Below are 15,049 nucleotides of genomic sequence, written 5' to 3'. Positions count from 1 at the left end.
GGCCGCCGAGGCGGGCCGCCGCCGCGATCGCCGCCGCGACGGTGACCGCCACCCCGCCGGCGATGCCCTCGGGGTGGGCGTGGGTGACCTCGGCCGCCCGGGCGCCCTGGGCCGCGGCGTGGGCCAGGGAGTCGGCGTGCCAGGCCCCGATCGGGGCGGCGCGCATCGCGGCGCCGTTGCCGGCCGAGCCCTGGCCGTCGAAGGCGGCGGCCGCCGCGATCGGCCACGGAGTGCCCTCGCGGATCTGCCGGAGCATGATCACCGCCCCCGGTCCGTAGCCGCGGTAGGCGTCGAAATGCCGGCCGAGCAGGTCGGCGAGGTGGTCTCGGTCGAGGCTGAGCTCGTCACTGGCGGTCAGGGCGGCGAGCAGGCAGCAGGCCTGCTCGGTGTCGTCGGTCCACGGCCACGGCGGGGTGGGCAGATGGCCCCGGGCGAGGTCGGCGGCGTGGTGGCCGGGGACGAAATACTGGGCGCCGAGCGCGTCGCCGACCGAGAGACCGGCCAGGCTGTCGGTGGCCAGGGCCAGCCGGGCGGCGGGAAAGAGGGTGAAGGTCATCGGTGCCTTCCATCCTATCGGGTCCGGTTTTCGGTGACTCTCGGTGATCGATGGCTGCCTCTGGATGACGGATTCGGCGTGGCTTGCCAAGGGCAGTACCTTCTCTGCATGGCCACGGTGTTGCTCGTCGAGGACGATCACGTCGTGCGCGGTGCCATGCTCCGGTCGCTGGCCGACCGGGGGCACGCCGTGCACGCCGTCGGCACGGCCCTGGACGCCCTGCGCCGCGTCGCCGCCGAGACCCCCGACCTCGTGGTGCTCGACCTCGGCCTGCCCGACCTGGACGGCTCGGACGCGCTGCGCATGCTGCGCGGCATCACCGACGTCCCGATCATCATCGCCACCGCGCGCGACGACGAGCAGACCGTGGTGCGGCTGCTGCGCGCCGGCGCCGACGACTACATGGTCAAGCCGTTCACCGGCGCCCACCTCGACGCGCGGATCACCACGGTGCTGCGCCGCGTCGGCCGGGCCAGCCGCACCGCCCAGCCCGCCGTGCACGAGGTCGGCGAGCTGCGGGTGGACGTCGGCGAACGCAGCGCCAGCCTGGCCGACCAGCCGCTGGCGCTGACCCGCAAGGAATTCGACCTGCTGGCGTACCTGGCCGCCCGCCCGGGCCGGGTCGTGTCGCGCCGTGAGCTGTTGGAGGAGGTATGGCGACAGCCGTCAGTCGGCGAGGACCAGACGATCGACGTGCATCTGTACTGGCTACGTCGGAAACTGGGCGAGTCCGCGGCGAAGCCTCGCTACCTGCGCACCGTGCGGGGGGTCGGATTCCGGTTGGTGGCGCCGGACTGAGGGCGCGGCTGGCCTACGTCAGCGCCGCCACCACCGCCATCGCCGCCCTCGCGTTCCTCGTACCGCTCGCCTGGGAACTGCGGGCCGACCACCGTGACCAGGCCATGTCCGCCGCCGAGCAGCGCAGCGCCAAGGTCGCGGGCGCCATCTCGGCCGGGGCCGACAAGAAGGGCGTCGACGCCGCGGTCAAGGCCGCCGGCGGCGGCCTCGTGGTGCACCCGCCGGAGACGGTGACCAACACCCGGGTCGGCGCCGACGACATCCTGGAGGCGGCCAAGGGCACCGAGGCGCTGGTGATCGAGGCCGGCGACGGCCTGGTCCGCCTCGAGCCGGCCCGGTCGGGCGACAAGACCTCCGTGGTCGAGGCCTTCGTCAGCGACGAGGAGCTCGGCGCCGGCACCGCCCGCGACTGGTGGATCCTGCTCGGGATCATGCTGGTGCTGGTGGTCGGCTCGGTGATCGTGGTCGACCGGCTGGCCCGCGGCGCGGTGGCCTCGGTGCGCAACCTGGTGCACGCGGCGATGGCCGTCGGCGGCGGCGACCTCGGCGTCCGGATCCAGCCGTCCGGCCCGCGCGAGCTGGCCGAGGCCGGGTACGCGTTCAACCGGATGGCCGACCGCCTGGTCACCTCCCGCACCAGCGAGCGCGAGCTGGTCGCCGACCTGTCGCACCGGCTGCGCACCCCGCTGACGGTGCTGCGCCTGGACGCCGAGGCGCTCGACCCGGACGACACCCACATCGGCGAGTACTCCGCGGCCGAACTGGACCGCCGGCGCGGCATCCGGCGCATCCGGCAGGCCATCGTGACCCTCGAGGGCGAGGTCGACCAGCTCATCAACACCACCCGGCAGGCCGTCGCGGCCCAGGTCGCGGCGCCCGAGGAGGGACTCTGCGACGCCAGCGAGGTGGTCCGCGACCGGATGGTCTTCTGGTCCGCGCTGGCCGGCGACCAGGGCCGCCAGTACCGCGTGGTCGGCGCGCACCTGCGCATCCCGGTGCCGGTGGCCCGGGCCGAGCTGGCCGCCGCGCTGGACGCGGTGCTGGGCAACGTCTTCCGCTACACCCCGCAGGGCACCGCGTTCGAGGTGGGCATCAGCCGCCGGGACGGCTGGGTCGCGGTCCGGGTGGACGACGCCGGGCCGGGCATCGACGACCCGGAGAAGGCGCTGCGCCGCGGGGAGAGCGACCAGGGCTCGACCGGCCTGGGCCTGGACATCGCGCGGCGGGCGGCGCAGGCCACCGGCGGCTCGGTGAGCCTGGACCGGGCCGCGATGGGCGGGGCCAGCGTCGTCATGCTGCTGGCCGACGCCGAGGCGGCGCCCAAACAGGTGAACCGCTTCGGCCTGGTCGGCCGGCTGGCCCGGGAGCGCGATCCGGTGAAGCGCAAATGGCCGCATCAACGCACGGACGACGCGTAGAAAACGGCTCCGCCACACCGCGCCCCGCGAAACAACCCGGACGGTACAACGATTGCTTAGATCTGTATTAAAGGCGTTCCCCTGGCGCTCCCGGGCTGGCACGCTCTACCCCGATCCCATCCGGCTCGCCGGTGCGCACGACGCACGACCCCACACCACGGATCCGGCGAGTCACCTCGCGGTGGGAGGTGGTCACCCCATAACCCCCTCCCACCGCGCCCCCGCAGTACGAGGAGATGGTTTGTCCACCCACCGACGTCCCGTGCCGCGGGGGGAGGCGCCGTCCACCCGGCGGCGAGCCACCCCCGACCGGGGACGACGGCGGGCCGGCCCGCGCAGCCACCGGCTGCTGCCGTTCCTGCTGGGTGTCGGGATGCTCGGCGTCGGCGGCGTGGTCGGACCCAGCGTGATCAACGGTGGCTGGACGGGCGACGACGGCGGGGCGGGCGGCGAGCGGATCACCTACGCCGCCAAGCCGGCCGACAACCCCGGGCTGGGCCTGGTCTACTTCGGCCTCAAGCCCGGCGACGAGGACTCGCTCTGCGCGGGGATCTACGAGCTCGACGAGGAGACCTGCACGCACGGTCCCGACCCGGCGCCGGCCGGGCTGCGGGTGACCCGGGACGTGGCCCCGGTCACCGCGAAGGTGCCGGAGCCGGCCGAGCCCGTGCGCGAGGCCGCGGCCGTCCCGCCCGACGCCGAGATCGTCCGCGACCAGGGCGGCAGCTCGCTCTCGCCCGGCGCCCCGGCGCTGATCCCGGACGCCGCGCCCGGCGAGGCCGACTTCGTGATGGGCAACCACGACGTGGCCTGCGAGGGCGACGGGCGCACCGGCAAGCGCGTCCAGGTGCTCTACCTGCACGAGTTCGGCACGCCGAGCCGCTACACCGACTTCCTCGGCTCCATGCGCACCTGGTCGGCCGGCGTCGACCAGATCTACGACGCCAGCGCGGCCGAGACCGGCGGCTCGCGGCACGTGCGCTTCGTGACCACCCCGCAGTGCCGGGTCGACGTCGCCGAGGTGCAGGTGCCGGAGGCAGCGCTGGAGTCGTTCACCGGCAACATCGACGCGCTGCAGACGCTCGGCTACAACCGCACCGACCGCAAGTACCTGATCTTCGCCGACACCAACGTGTACTGCGGCATCGGCACCTTCGTGGCGGACCGGCGGGCCGGGCTGGGCAACCGCAACAACGGCGGGCCGTCGTACGGCCGGGTCGACGCGGGCTGCTGGAGCTCGGTGGTGGCCGCGCGCGAGGTCACCACGATGCTCGGCGCCCGCCTGCAGGACTCGCCGAACTCCACCGGCGCGGGCAGCTGCACCGACGACTACGACCTCATGTGCGGCAAGGACCGCTCCGGCGCGGCGCTGCGCACGGTGTGCCCGAAGAAGCACGAGAACCGCCTCGACTGCGGTCACGACGACTACTTCCACACCAGCCCGAAGCCCGGCAGCTACCTGGCCGAGAACTGGAACGTGGCGCAGAGCGAGTTCCTGCTGCGCAGCGACGGCGGCGACGACATCCCCGGCGTCGACGACACCGTCGCGCCGGAGCCGGACGCCGCCCCCCGGGCCACCCCCACCACCGCGGCGACCGAGGCGCCCGGCGCCGGCGGGCCCGCTCCCACCGCCAGCGGCGGTGACGCCTCCGACGGCGGCGGCGACGCGCCCCCGCCCGGCGCCGGACCGGGCGCCGGCCCGCCCGGCCCGCCCGGTGTCCCCGCCCCGACGACCGGGGCCCCCGCGGCCGGCCCGACGGCGCCGGCGGCCGGCCCGACGGCGCCGGTGGCGGTCCCCACGACCCCCGCGGCGGCCCCCGGCGCGCAGACGTTCCTCGAGATCCGCGAGCCCAACAGCACCTCCGTGCGGCTCACCTGGAGCGCCGCGGCGGCCAAGGCGACGTACGACGTCGAGGTGGACGGCGTGAAGATCGCCACCACGGTCGCCACCCGGGCCCGGCTGATCGGCCTGCGCCCGGACACCAGGTACCAGGTGACCATCCGCAGCGCGCACGGCTACCTGGCCCGGGCCACGGCCCAGTCGGCGCCCGCCGCCCGCCCGGCCGCGAACACCTGGTTCGTGCTGACCAACTCGCTGACCGGCGGCGCGGCGGACCTGTACGCGGCCCGCACGGCCAACGGCACCCCGGTGACCCTCGGCGGCCCGGACGGCGACTCGCAGCAGCAGTGGAAGCTGGTGCCCGCCTCGGGCGGCGCCTTCTCGCTGCAGTCGCGGGCCACCGGCAAGTGCGTGATCCCGCTGGACGGCAACCCGGTGGCCGGCGCGCCGCTCGTGCAGGGCGACTGCACGTCGGCCGACAGCGGCCGCTGGGCGCTGTTCGCCACCGATCACGGCTTCAGCCTGCGCACCACCGCCGGCGGCCTGGTCGCCGGCGTGGGCAGCCAGCGTTTCGGCGCGTCCCGGCTGCTCGTCCTGCAGCAGCCGGAGCAGGCGCTGCACCAGAGTTGGACGGCGGTTCCCGGCTGAGATCCGGGCGAGGGGAGTGACGATGCTCGACACGGACGTACGGATCGGTCCGGAGCTGGAGCCGGACGAGGACCCGGGCCGGTTCAACCGGCGCCGGGCCGTCCGGGTGGTGACGATCCTGGTGCTGGGGATCCTCGCCGTGCTGGCGCTCTGGCAGGAACCCCTCTACGCGGGCTTCTGAGCCGGCGCGCCCCCCGCGGCGTAGTCGTCGATCTCCGCGAGCAGCCGGGACCGCCCGGCCGCGGGCTGGAACGAGGCGCGCACCGCGGCGCGGGCCAGGTCGGCCACGCCGGCGGCGTCGAGGCTCAGCAGCCGGGCGGCCACCGCGTACTCCTCCTCCAGCGTGGTGCCGAACATCGGCGGGTCGTCGGAGTTGATGCTGACGGTCACCCCGGCGGCGATCAGCCGGGCCAGCGGGTGCTCCTCGATGCTGGGCACGGCCCGGGTCCGCACGTTGGAGGTCGGGCAGACCTCCAGCGGGATCCCGTGCTCGGCCAGGTGGTCCATGAGCCGCGGGTCCTGGGCGGCGGCGATGCCGTGCCCGATGCGTTCGGCGCCGAGCTCGCGCAGCGCGTCCCAGACGGTCTCCGGCCCAGTGGTCTCCCCGGCGTGCGGCACGCTGTGCAGCCCGGCCGCCCGGGCCTTGTCGAAGTACGGCTTGAACTGCGGCCGCGGCACCCCGACCTCGGGACCGCCGAGGCCGAAGCTGACCAGGCCCGCGGGCTGTTCCCGGAGCGCGATCCGCAGCGTCTCCTCGGCGGCGGCGGTGCCGGCCTCGCCGGGGATGTCGAAGCACCAGCGCAGGTCCAGCCCGAAGTCCGCGGCGGCGCCGGCCCGGGCGTCCTCGATGGCGGCGCAGAAGGCCGGCGCCGGGATGCCCCGCCGCACGTGCGAGTACGGCGTGACGGTCAGCTCGGCGTACCGGACCTGCTGGCGGGCGAGCTCCCGGGCCACCTCGTAGGTGAGCATCCGGACGTCCTCGTCGTCGCGGATCAGGTCCACCACGCTCAGGTAGACCTCGATGAAGTGGCCGAAGTCGCGGAACGCGAAGTAGTCGGCGAGCGCGGCCGGGTCGGCCGGCACCGGGCTGTTGCCCTCGTGCCGGGCGGCGAGCTCGGCGACGATGCGCGGCGACGCCGAGCCGACGTGGTGCACGTGCAGCTCGGCCTTCGGCAGCCGGGCGATGAACGAGGTCAGGTCGGTCAACTTCTCCCCCTAGGCGGTATGCGCCACCGCGAAGATCCGGCGGAACGGGAACGCCACGTACCCGTCGCGGGCAGGGTATTCCCTGGCCAGCGTCGCACCGAGCGCGGCCCGGAAGGCGCGCCACGCCGCGTCGTCGAGAGCGGCCCGCACCGGGCGCAGCGCCGTGCCCTCCATCCAGCGCAGCACCGGGTGTTCGGCGCCGCCGCCGGGAAGCAGGTGCACGTAGGTGGTCTCCCAGGCGTCCACCGTGGCCCCGGCGGCGGTCAGCAGCGCGGCGTAGCCGGCCGCGTCGTCCACCGGCGCCTCGCGCACGATGTCGCCGACCGTGTCCGCGTAGGGCGCGCTGCGGGCCAGCGCGCGCAGGGCCCGGTGCGACGGCGCGTCGAAGTTGCCGGGCACCTGCAGGGCGAACCAGGCGTCCGGGGGCAGCGCCCGGATCCACCCGTCGAGCAGCTCGCGGTGCTCGGGCACCCACTGCAGGACCGCGTTGGTGACGACCACGTCGGTGTCCGGGCCGGGGCGCCAGTCCCGGACGTCGGCCACGGCGAACTCCACGGGCGCGTCCAGCGTGCGGGCCTGGCCGATCATCTCGGCGGACGAGTCCAGCCCGGTGATCCGGGCGCCGGGCCAGCGCGGGGCGAGCCCGGCCGTCAGCGCGCCCGAACCGCAGCCCAGGTCGGTGACGGCGCGCGGCCGGCGGGCGCCGATCCGGGCGACCAGGTCGTGGAACGGGCGGGAGCGTTCGTCGCCGAAGCGGTGGTACACCGCGGGATCCCACATGGCGCCCTCCAAACCGTACGTACGTCTTGTTTGGAGTCTATCAGCGACGGGTAGGCTCGGCGGCGTGGAAAATCGCAGCTTCGCCCGCATGGGCCGCACCGTCGGCGTGATCGGCCTGGGCGCCTGGCAGCTCGGCGCCGACTGGGGCAGCGTCAGCGAGGAGGACGCCTTCGACACGCTCGCCGCGGCGGTCGACTCCGGCGTCACCTTCATCGACACGGCCGACGTCTACGGCGACGGCCGCAGCGAGCAGGTCATCGGCAAGTTCATCAAGGACCGGCCGCAGCTGACCGTGGCGACCAAGATGGGCCGCCGGATGCCCCAGGAGCCGGCCAACTACACCCTCGACAACTTCCGGGCCTGGACCGACCGCTCCCGGGCCAACCTGGGCGTCGACACCCTCGACCTGGTGCAGCTGCACTGCCCGCCCACCCCGGTGTTCTCCACCGGCGCCGTCTACGACGCCCTGGACACCCTGGTGCAGGAGAAGCGCATCGCGGCGTACGGCGTCAGCGTCGAGAAGGTCGATGAGGCCCTGGCGGCCATCGAGCGGCCGGGCACGGCGAGCGTCCAGATCATCCTGAACGCGCTGCGGCTCAAGCCGCTCGAGCGGGTGCTGCCCGCCGCCGCCGCGGCCGGTGTCGGCGTCATCGCCCGGGTCCCGCTGGCCAGCGGCCTGCTCTCCGGGCGCTACGACGAGCACACCACGTTCAGCGCCGACGACCACCGCACCTACAACCGCCACGGCGAGGCGTTCGACGTCGGCGAGACCTTCTCCGGGGTGGACTTCGCCAGCGGGCTGGAGGCCGTCCGCCGGCTGCTCCCGCACGTGCCGGCCGAGGCCACCATGGCGCAGTTCGCGCTGCGCTGGATCATCGACCAGCCCGCGGTCACGGTGGTCATCCCGGGCGCCCGCAACGCCGACCAGGCCCGGGCCAACGCGGCCGCGGCCGACCTCGCGCCCCTGGGCGACGAGGCCCACGCCGCCGTCCGGTCCGTGTACGACGAGCTGATCCGGCCGCAGGTCCATGACCGCTGGTGAGGGTACGCCGATGAAGGGCTGGCCCTGGCTGACCCTGGGCCTGCTGGGCGTCGTGCTGGGCGTCCTGTGGACCGCCCAGGGACTCGACCTGATCGGCGGCAGCGTGATGAGCGGCGTGACGATCTGGGCCGTCATCGGGCCGGTCGTCGCCGTGGTGGGCCTGGTGCTCATCGTGCTCGGGGTCCGGATCCGGGCCCGCGGCAAGCGACAGACCTGACGGCGCACAGAAAAACCCCGCATCCCTCGAAGAAGGGATGCGGGGTTACTCAGGCCGATCTCCGCCAGGCGATCGGCGGCCGGCGGCGACGCCGGCAGGATGGTCTCAGAGCGGGCGAACCTGCTCCGCCTGAGGGCCCTTCTGGCCCTGGGCGATCTCGAACTCGACCCGCTGGTTCTCTTCCAGAGAGCGGTAGCCGCTCGTCTGGATGGCCGAGAAGTGGACGAACACGTCAGCACCCCCGCCATCGACGGTGATAAAGCCGAAGCCCTTGTCTGCGTTGAACCACTTCACGGTTCCCTGCGCCATGCTGAACTCTCCTTCTGAAAATGCCGGCCCGGTGATGCGGGGCCGATGGTCGTTTCCGCGCAAGCGGCCGCCGCGAGGGGCGGCGTTTCAGAAGGACGAACCCCTGAGCCACGTACACAAAAACTGGCCACACTGTACCCGAAGAACCCGCCCGAAAGCTGCCCCTCAGCCGAATCCCGTCGACTCCGACAGAAACGGAAAAGGCCCCCGACGCCGCGTCAGCGGCGCCGGAGGCCTAGACCGTGGTCTATACAAGAAGGCGATCAGTCGGGCCATTCCCCGGTGATCTTGCGAACGCCGGCCGCTCCGCCCCGGTCGACGAGCGCCTTCACCGTCGCGAAGATCGCACCCTGCAACGCGGCCGCGGCGATGATCTCCAGCCAGCCGCGGTCCTCGTCGGTGGCGTTCGGGGCGTCGTCGTCGCCCGAGGCGATCTTCCAGACCTCCTTGAAGACGAAGCCCGCGATGGCGCCGGCGCCGATGCCGAGCAACAGGCCGACCGGCTTGTACGCCACCTTCTGCAGCTTCTTGCTCACTGACGCCTCCCGCGCACGATGAGGATGATGCCGATCAGCGCGACCCCGGCCGCGAGCACGGCGGCGAACGGGACCGGGTTGCGCTGCACCTGGGTGCGCGCCTCCTGGGCCCGGTCCAGCACGCCGGACTCCTTGACCTTGTCCAGCGCGCCCGACTCCTTGACCTTGTCGCCGGCCAGCGCGACCTTGTCACCGGCCTGCGCCGTGGCCGTACGGACCTTCTCCGAGGCGGCGCCGACCGCGGCGGCCGCGACCTCGCGCACCTTGCCGGTCGCGTCGTGCACCTGCGCCTTGGCCTTCTGCTTGGTCAGCTCGACCTGCTCCTTCGCCCGGGCCTTGACGTCCGCCTTGGCCGCGAGGGCCTGGACCGTCTCGCCGAGCTCGGCGCGGGTCTGCTTGATGTCCTCCCGCAGGGCGGCCACATCGGGCTTGCCCCCCGGGGTTCCGTTCTTGTCACTCATGCCCGGCTCCTGCTCTTGATCGCGTGCTTGACCTCGTCGACGTCCGCCTTCGCGCTGGCGATGGCGTCCGAGGGCTCCGGGGGAACCGCCTGAGTGACCTGCTTCTTGCCGAGCAACGCCAGCACGCCGGCCGCGGCGAACAGCACCACGGTCACGATCAGCGCGGCGAGCCACAACGGCAGGAACAGGTCGAGGACGATGATCAGCGTGGCGAACAGCGCACCGACACCGTACAGGGCGAGCACCCCGCCACCGCCGAACAGACCCACACCGATGCCGGCGTGCTTACCCTTCTCCGTGAGCTCCGCCTTCGCGAGGGCGATCTCATCCTTGACGAGCCGAGAGATCTGCTCGCTCGCCTTCTGGACCAATTCCGAGGTGGACTGGTCGGTCCCCGGACGGGCCGGGCTACCGTTCAGGACATCGGCCATGGTGTCCTCCTTTCCCTGATGGAGCCTCTATGCCCTGCGCAGGGCATGGTCAATCCTCGCGCCTGGCGGCCGGAATTACTGCCGCATACCGGACGAGGCCGGCGTGGCCGGCTCGTCCGGGCCGCTGAAGGCCACCGCGCGCTCATCGCCGTCGCCGGCGCCGCTGAAGACCCGGGAGTCCTCGTCGGGCCCCGCGGCGCCGGCCGGACCCGGCGCGGCGGGCGGGACCGGCGCGTGCTCGCCCGGCGCCACGTCCGCGCGCAGCCGCGGCAGGGCGTCCCGCCGGTGCTCGAAGACCCAGGCCACCAGGCGCTCGCGCACCAGGCAGCGCAGGTCCCACAGGGAGCCGGCGTCGTGCGCGCTGACCAGGGCCCGGAGCCGGATCATGCCGCCCACCGCGTCGGTCACCTGGAGCACGCAGACCCGGCCGTCCCACAGCTCGGTGCCCTCGCAGACGGCGCGCAGCTCCGCGCGCATCGGCTCGACCGGCGCCGACCAGTCCACGTCGATCTCCGCGGTGCCGAGCACGGCCGAGCCGGTCCGGGTCCAGTTCTGGAACGGCTTGGTGGTGAAGTACGAGGTGGGCAGGATCAGCCGGCGGTCGTCCCAGATCTGCACGGCCACGTAGGTCAGGGTCAGCTCCTCGATCCGGCCCCACTCCCCCTCGACGACCACCACGTCGTCGATGCGCAGCGAGTCGCTGAAGGCCAGCTGCAGGCCCGCGATGAGGTTGCTCAGCGTGCTCTGGGCCGCCACCGCGGCGATGACGCTGATCAGACCCGCGGAGGCCAGCAGGCTGGCGCCCAGGGCGCGGACCGCCGGGAAGGTCATCATCATGACGCCCAGGGTCAGGACCACGACGGCCACCACGGTGACCCGGCGCAGCATCACGACCTGGGTCTTGACCCGGCGGGCCTTCATGTTGTCCGGCACGTCCACGCGCCAGCGGGCCAGCGCGACGTCCTCCAGCACCAGCGCCAGCGCCGCGACCAGCCACGCGACGGCCGCTATCACCAGCAGGACCAGGGCGTGCAGCACCGCGGCGCGGCCCGGGAAGTTGCCGCCGGCGGCCCGGACGGCCTGCTGCACGGCGAAGATCGTGACGGTGGCCAGGAACGGCCGGTGCGCCGTCCGGGCCAGGTCGTGCAGCAGGGGCGAACGGCGTCCGAGGCGTTCGACGGCCCAGTGCAGGGTCTCCACCAGGACGATCGCCGCGCCGGCGGCCGACACGACGGTGAGCAGGGCTCTGAGCAGGCTGGTCACGGTTCCCTCTCCAGACGTCGTTGCCAGCGCCCCAGCTTGCCCTGCCCACCGGGGTGGACCACGCCCATCCGCCCGGATCACAGCTTGGGATACGTCACACCTTGCGGTAGCGCGCCTGCGAGAAGCAGTAGATCCCGAAGGCGGCGATGCCCAGCGCGACCAGGCCGAGCAGCCACGGACCGTAGGACTGCCGGGCCAGCAGGCGCAGGGCGGCGTCCAGGCCGCGGGCCTTCTCCGGGTCGTAGGTCACGGCCGCGGCCACGACCAGGCCACCGGCGATGGCGTAGGCGACGCCCTTGGCCGAGTAGCCGGCGACGCCGAGGCGGCGGGTGGTCTTCTGCACGGTCGCGTTCATCTGCTGGGTGTTGAGCTTGCGCTCGAACTTCTTGGTGACGCCGTAGACCACCAGGCCGATGCCGACGCCGACCACCACCAGGCCGATCAGCCCCACCAGCCAGCGACCACCGGTGTTGTCCATCAGCGTCGAGGCGCCCTGTTGCTGGCTGTCGCCGGTCGACTTCCCCGATCCCTGCAGCACCCGGATCCCGGTCCAGGCGAAGGACAGGTAGATGAGGGCCCGGAAGCCGGAGACCACCCGCTCGGCGACCGCCTCCTTGCCCTGCGCGCCACTCTGGCCGATGGCCGCCTGGAAGGCCTGCCAGATGGCCAACGCGATCAACCCGATGACGGCGATGACCACCAGGGTCTTGCCGAAGGGCTTGCTGACGAGATCCCGCAGGGCGCCGGACTGGTCGCTCGACTTCGCCGAGCCGCCGATCGCCACCTGCAGCGCGAGCCAGGCGATCAGCAGGTGGATGACGCCGTACATGACGAAGCCACCGCGGACGAGGTATTCGAGGGGCTTGCTGTCGGCGGCGCGTGACGCCGAACTCCGGGCGTGCTGGGTGGCAGACATGCACCATGTTTGACCTGCGGCCGGTTTTTTGAAACCTGCCGCCCGTGCCACCGCGCGCGTGCTAAGGGCTACCGGGAGACCTGGAACCCGATCTGGTCGGCCGTGATGCTGTCCAGCGAGATCTGCAGGCCGCCGACGTTGACCGCCTGCTGGCCCTTGGTCAGCTGGACCTGCTCCCCGGCCACCTCGAGGGTCACCGTGTTGGCGTCCGCGCTGACGAACTTGGCCTCGACGCCCAGCACGCTCGCGCTCGCGCTGGTGTCCCGGTCCAGGGTCACGGTGCACTGGTCCAGGCCGCAGTCGACGTTGTCGCTGCTGCAGCCGGCGAGCAGGGCCAGCCCGAGGGCGGCGGCGGTGAACAGGGCGGGGACGCGCCGTGCTGCGGTGTTCATCACCCGATCAACAGTACGGCCCGCGGGCCACCCTAGGCTGGCCGGATGGACGTCACCGTGCAGGACAACCCCGCCCGCCACCGCTTCGAGCTGCTGCTCGACGGCGAGGTCGGCGGCTTCGCCGACTACCGCGACCGCGACGGCGCCGTGGTCGTCGTGCACAGCGAGGTGGACCCGGCGCACCGCGGCCGGGGCCTGGGCGGCGTGCTGGCCCGGCGGACCCTCGACACCCTGCGCGAGCGGGGCGCGAAGGTCGTGCCGGCCTGCCCGTTCTTCGCCCGCTACGTCGCGGACCACCCCGAGTACGACGCCATCGTCGCCTGAGCGGGTCCGTCAGGCGGCCAGCGCCTGCGCCGACGGGACCGGCACCGAGGTCCCGGCGATGATCTCGGCCGCCGCCTGCCCGCAGGCGCGGGTGGCGCCGTGGGTGGCCAGGTGCAGGCCGCCGCTGACCGCGACCGGCACGCCCATCTCCACCACGATCGCGTCGGGCCGGACCGCCAGCACGTCGTGCAGCGCGGTGGCGATCCACGGGTGCCGGTGCACGTCCCGGACCACCAGCACCAGCGGGCGGTCGCCGGCGTCGGCGAGCACCGCGGCGGCCGCGTCACCCGTCCCGCTCAGGTCCTCGGCGCTCAGGCGCACGGAGGTGGTGCCCGGCAGCAGCGTGCCCAGCGGCGCGCCCACGCCCCAGGGCGTCTCGGCCCCGATGGCGATGTTGCGCGGCGGCGCGAACTCGACCACGTGGGCCGGGCGGGTCAGCGGCAGCTCGGGGGCGCCGGCGGTGGCGGTCACCTTGACGGCGCGGCGCGCGGCGGCCTGTCCGACGGCCGAGCCACCCATGACGGCGATCCCGGGGGCGGCCGAGCCGGCGGCGTCCGCCACGGTCCGGGCGCCGATCGCGGTCTGCGTCCGCAGCGTCCAGGCGGCGAGCCGGCGTACCCGGGCGGCGGCGTCGTGCAGCCGCTCCTCGCTCAGCTCGCCGGCGCGCACGGCCGCGACGATGGCGTCGCGCAGCCGGGTCGCGGTGTGCTCGTCGGCGTGGTCGCCGCCGACACAGATGGCGTCGGCGCCGGCGGCCAGCGCCCGCACGGTCGCCCCCTCGAGCCCGTACGCGCGGCGCACGCCCTGCATTTCGATGCCGTCGGTGACGATCAGGCCCTGGAAGCCCAGCTCCTCGCGGAGCAGGCCGGTGAGGATGCGCCGGCTGAGCGTCGCGGGCAGCTCCGGGTCGTACGCGGGCACCAGCAGGTGACCAGTCATGATCGACTGCACGCCGGCGGCGATGGCGGCCCGGAACGGCACCAGCTCGACCTCGGCCAGCCGTTCGCGGCTGCGGTCGATCAGCGGCACGTCGTGGTGCGAGTCGACGGCGGTGTCGCCGTGGCCCGGGAAGTGCTTGGCGCAGGCGGCCACGCCGGCTTCCTGCAGGCCGCTGATCCACGCCGCGCCGTGCCGGGCCACCAGGGCAGGCTCGGCGCCGAAGGCCCGGACGCCGATGATCGGGTTGTCGGGGTTGCTGTTGACGTCGGTGTCCGGGGCGTAGTCCAGGGTGATGCCCGCGTGGGCCAGCTCCAGGCCGAGGTCGCGGGCGACCGCGTGGGTCAGCTCGGCGTCGTCGATCGCGCCCAGGCCCAGGTTGCCGGGGCGGGAGCTGCCGTGCCGCGACTCGAAGCGGGTGACGTCGCCGGCCTCCTCGTCGATGGCCACGATGACGTCCGGCCGCTCCGCCCGCAGCTGCGCCGTCAGGGCCGCGACCTGCGCGGGAGTCTCGACGTTGCGGGCGAACAGGGCGACGCCGCCCAGCCCGTCGGCGAGCCAGCGGCGCACCCAGTCGGGCGCCGTGGCGCCTTCGAACCCGGGTTGCAGCACCGTCGCGGCAAGAACTGGCAAATCGCCATGATTCGGCATGTGTCCGCGTACCTCCGGTGACGACGAATACGCGCTCAGCGAGCACGTCCCCCAACGTGATCGACCGACAACCGTCATGGGCGCGGCGACGACCTATGGTCACCCACTTCGACGTTTCAGTCAACAAACCTTTCTATTAAGTCACCTTGAAGTGTCGGTCGTTTAGACTGCCCCCCGTGTGGACGACATGGGCGAGCCCCGGGCTGGCGGCCTCCGGCGTGAACTGGTCCGAGGTGCACGCGGTGCGCCTGCTCGGCGTCGCGCTGGGCGCCCTGATCCTGTTCTGGGCCATCCGTCGCATGTTCGGCGGCAAGTAACCGGGGTA

19 protein-coding genes are annotated in these 15,049 nt (G+C 73.5%); 8 read left to right on the top strand and 11 right to left on the bottom strand.

Annotated features, from left to right (window positions below; genetic code table 11):
• Positions 1 to 556 (bottom strand): ADP-ribosylglycohydrolase family protein (locus Ani05nite_RS08960; protein WP_203766727.1); only part of this gene is annotated, 556 nt, incomplete at its 3' end.
• A 108-nt stretch (positions 557 to 664) separates the two neighbouring features.
• On the opposite strand from Ani05nite_RS08960, the gene Ani05nite_RS08955 reads away from it, so the two are divergent.
• The 4 genes from Ani05nite_RS08955 to Ani05nite_RS08940 all read left to right on the top strand — a co-directional run bounded on the left by Ani05nite_RS08955 (position 665) and on the right by Ani05nite_RS08940 (position 5,441).
• Positions 665 to 1,354, top strand: a complete 690-nt coding sequence (locus tag Ani05nite_RS08955) for a response regulator transcription factor (RefSeq protein WP_203766725.1) — start codon at positions 665 to 667, stop codon at positions 1,352 to 1,354.
• A 104-nt stretch (positions 1,355 to 1,458) separates the two neighbouring features.
• Positions 1,459 to 2,772, top strand: coding sequence for a HAMP domain-containing sensor histidine kinase (locus Ani05nite_RS08950; RefSeq protein WP_239129521.1), 1,314 nt, complete (start codon positions 1,459 to 1,461; stop codon positions 2,770 to 2,772).
• Between the two features lie 241 nt (positions 2,773 to 3,013).
• Positions 3,014 to 5,260: an RICIN domain-containing protein gene (locus Ani05nite_RS08945; RefSeq protein WP_203766723.1), complete on the top strand. Its 2,247-nt coding sequence runs from the start codon at positions 3,014 to 3,016 to the stop codon at positions 5,258 to 5,260.
• Positions 5,261 to 5,282: 22 nt separating this feature from the next.
• Positions 5,283 to 5,441 carry a hypothetical protein gene (locus Ani05nite_RS08940; RefSeq protein ID WP_203766721.1) on the top strand — a complete coding sequence of 53 codons (159 nt, stop codon included), beginning with the start codon at positions 5,283 to 5,285 and terminating at the stop codon, positions 5,439 to 5,441.
• Here Ani05nite_RS08940 and Ani05nite_RS08935 read toward each other — a convergent pair.
• Positions 5,426 to 6,466 (bottom strand): adenosine deaminase, encoded by a 1,041-nt coding sequence (locus tag Ani05nite_RS08935; RefSeq protein WP_203766719.1) that lies wholly within the window; start codon positions 6,464 to 6,466, stop codon positions 5,426 to 5,428. The two genes, Ani05nite_RS08940 and Ani05nite_RS08935, sit on opposite strands and share 16 nt — an antisense overlap.
• 9 nt (positions 6,467 to 6,475) lie before the next feature.
• Complete coding sequence (locus tag Ani05nite_RS08930) at positions 6,476 to 7,246, bottom strand: trans-aconitate 2-methyltransferase (protein ID WP_203766718.1); 771 nt, start codon at positions 7,244 to 7,246, stop codon at positions 6,476 to 6,478.
• A 64-nt stretch (positions 7,247 to 7,310) separates the two neighbouring features.
• On the opposite strand from Ani05nite_RS08930, the gene Ani05nite_RS08925 reads away from it, so the two are divergent.
• Positions 7,311 to 8,288 (top strand): aldo/keto reductase, encoded by a 978-nt coding sequence (locus Ani05nite_RS08925; protein WP_203766716.1) that lies wholly within the window; start codon positions 7,311 to 7,313, stop codon positions 8,286 to 8,288.
• Positions 8,289 to 8,298: 10 nt separating this feature from the next.
• Complete coding sequence (locus Ani05nite_RS08920) at positions 8,299 to 8,505, top strand: hypothetical protein (protein ID WP_203766714.1); 207 nt, start codon at positions 8,299 to 8,301, stop codon at positions 8,503 to 8,505.
• Positions 8,506 to 8,610: 105 nt separating this feature from the next.
• On the opposite strand, the gene Ani05nite_RS08915 is transcribed toward Ani05nite_RS08920, so the two are convergent.
• The 7 genes from Ani05nite_RS08915 to Ani05nite_RS08885 all read right to left on the bottom strand — a co-directional run bounded on the left by Ani05nite_RS08915 (position 8,611) and on the right by Ani05nite_RS08885 (position 12,813).
• On the bottom strand, positions 8,611 to 8,814 hold the full coding sequence (locus tag Ani05nite_RS08915) for a cold-shock protein (protein WP_007458127.1): 204 nt from the start codon (positions 8,812 to 8,814) through the stop codon (positions 8,611 to 8,613).
• Between the two features lie 263 nt (positions 8,815 to 9,077).
• Complete coding sequence (locus tag Ani05nite_RS08910; RefSeq protein ID WP_203766711.1) at positions 9,078 to 9,350, bottom strand: DUF4235 domain-containing protein; 273 nt, start codon at positions 9,348 to 9,350, stop codon at positions 9,078 to 9,080.
• Positions 9,347 to 9,811: a DUF3618 domain-containing protein gene (locus Ani05nite_RS42345; protein WP_203766709.1), complete on the bottom strand. Its 465-nt coding sequence runs from the start codon at positions 9,809 to 9,811 to the stop codon at positions 9,347 to 9,349. The genes Ani05nite_RS08910 and Ani05nite_RS42345 overlap by 4 nt, the downstream gene beginning before the upstream one ends.
• Positions 9,808 to 10,242, bottom strand: coding sequence for a phage holin family protein (locus Ani05nite_RS08900; RefSeq protein WP_203766707.1), 435 nt, complete (start codon positions 10,240 to 10,242; stop codon positions 9,808 to 9,810). Before Ani05nite_RS08900 ends, Ani05nite_RS42345 begins: the two co-directional genes overlap by 4 nt.
• A gap of 75 nt (positions 10,243 to 10,317) precedes the next feature.
• Positions 10,318 to 11,505 (bottom strand): mechanosensitive ion channel family protein, encoded by a 1,188-nt coding sequence (locus tag Ani05nite_RS08895; RefSeq protein WP_203766705.1) that lies wholly within the window; start codon positions 11,503 to 11,505, stop codon positions 10,318 to 10,320.
• Positions 11,506 to 11,599: 94 nt separating this feature from the next.
• Complete coding sequence (locus Ani05nite_RS08890) at positions 11,600 to 12,421, bottom strand: DUF1206 domain-containing protein (RefSeq protein ID WP_203766703.1); 822 nt, start codon at positions 12,419 to 12,421, stop codon at positions 11,600 to 11,602.
• 68 nt (positions 12,422 to 12,489) lie between these two features.
• Positions 12,490 to 12,813, bottom strand: a complete 324-nt coding sequence (locus Ani05nite_RS08885) for a hypothetical protein (RefSeq protein WP_203766701.1) — start codon at positions 12,811 to 12,813, stop codon at positions 12,490 to 12,492.
• 45 nt (positions 12,814 to 12,858) lie between these two features.
• Between Ani05nite_RS08885 and Ani05nite_RS08880 the strand changes: the two genes are divergently transcribed.
• On the top strand, positions 12,859 to 13,137 hold the full coding sequence (locus Ani05nite_RS08880) for a GNAT family N-acetyltransferase (RefSeq protein WP_203766699.1): 279 nt from the start codon (positions 12,859 to 12,861) through the stop codon (positions 13,135 to 13,137).
• Positions 13,138 to 13,146: 9 nt separating this feature from the next.
• Here the strand turns inward: Ani05nite_RS08880 and Ani05nite_RS08875 are convergent, their stop codons facing one another.
• Complete coding sequence (locus Ani05nite_RS08875; protein WP_203766697.1) at positions 13,147 to 14,724, bottom strand: glycoside hydrolase family 3 protein; 1,578 nt, start codon at positions 14,722 to 14,724, stop codon at positions 13,147 to 13,149.
• Positions 14,725 to 14,900: 176 nt separating this feature from the next.
• On the opposite strand from Ani05nite_RS08875, the gene Ani05nite_RS08870 reads away from it, so the two are divergent.
• The gene (locus tag Ani05nite_RS08870) at positions 14,901 to 15,041 is read left to right on the top strand and encodes a hypothetical protein (protein WP_203766695.1); all 141 of its coding nucleotides are present in this window, start codon (positions 14,901 to 14,903) and stop codon (positions 15,039 to 15,041) included.
• Positions 15,042 to 15,049: the final 8 nt, after the last annotated feature.

The organism is Actinoplanes nipponensis (assembly GCF_016862275.1).
Classification (GTDB): domain Bacteria; phylum Actinomycetota; class Actinomycetes; order Mycobacteriales; family Micromonosporaceae; genus Actinoplanes; species Actinoplanes nipponensis.
The sequence above is the reverse complement of the archived record's forward strand: the minus strand, read 5'-3'. Positions and strand labels throughout refer to the sequence as shown.

Excerpts from the sequence above, each read along its gene's own strand:
- Ani05nite_RS08955 (WP_203766725.1), top strand. The coding sequence starts at position 665 with ATGGCCACGGTGTTGCTCGTCGAGGACGATCACGTCGTGCGCGGTGCC.
- Ani05nite_RS08950 (WP_239129521.1), top strand. The coding sequence starts at position 1,459 with ATGTCCGCCGCCGAGCAGCGCAGCGCCAAGGTCGCGGGCGCCATCTCG.
- Ani05nite_RS08940 (WP_203766721.1), top strand. The coding sequence starts at position 5,283 with ATGCTCGACACGGACGTACGGATCGGTCCGGAGCTGGAGCCGGACGAG.
- Ani05nite_RS08930 (WP_203766718.1), bottom strand. The coding sequence starts at position 7,246 with ATGTGGGATCCCGCGGTGTACCACCGCTTCGGCGACGAACGCTCCCGC.
- Ani05nite_RS08920 (WP_203766714.1), top strand. The coding sequence starts at position 8,299 with ATGAAGGGCTGGCCCTGGCTGACCCTGGGCCTGCTGGGCGTCGTGCTG.
- Ani05nite_RS08915 (WP_007458127.1), bottom strand. The coding sequence starts at position 8,814 with ATGGCGCAGGGAACCGTGAAGTGGTTCAACGCAGACAAGGGCTTCGGC.
- Ani05nite_RS42345 (WP_203766709.1), bottom strand. The coding sequence starts at position 9,811 with ATGAGTGACAAGAACGGAACCCCGGGGGGCAAGCCCGATGTGGCCGCC.
- Ani05nite_RS08900 (WP_203766707.1), bottom strand. The coding sequence starts at position 10,242 with ATGGCCGATGTCCTGAACGGTAGCCCGGCCCGTCCGGGGACCGACCAG.
- Ani05nite_RS08890 (WP_203766703.1), bottom strand. The coding sequence starts at position 12,421 with ATGTCTGCCACCCAGCACGCCCGGAGTTCGGCGTCACGCGCCGCCGAC.
- Ani05nite_RS08885 (WP_203766701.1), bottom strand. The coding sequence starts at position 12,813 with ATGAACACCGCAGCACGGCGCGTCCCCGCCCTGTTCACCGCCGCCGCC.
- Ani05nite_RS08880 (WP_203766699.1), top strand. The coding sequence starts at position 12,859 with ATGGACGTCACCGTGCAGGACAACCCCGCCCGCCACCGCTTCGAGCTG.
- Ani05nite_RS08875 (WP_203766697.1), bottom strand. The coding sequence starts at position 14,724 with ATGCCGAATCATGGCGATTTGCCAGTTCTTGCCGCGACGGTGCTGCAA.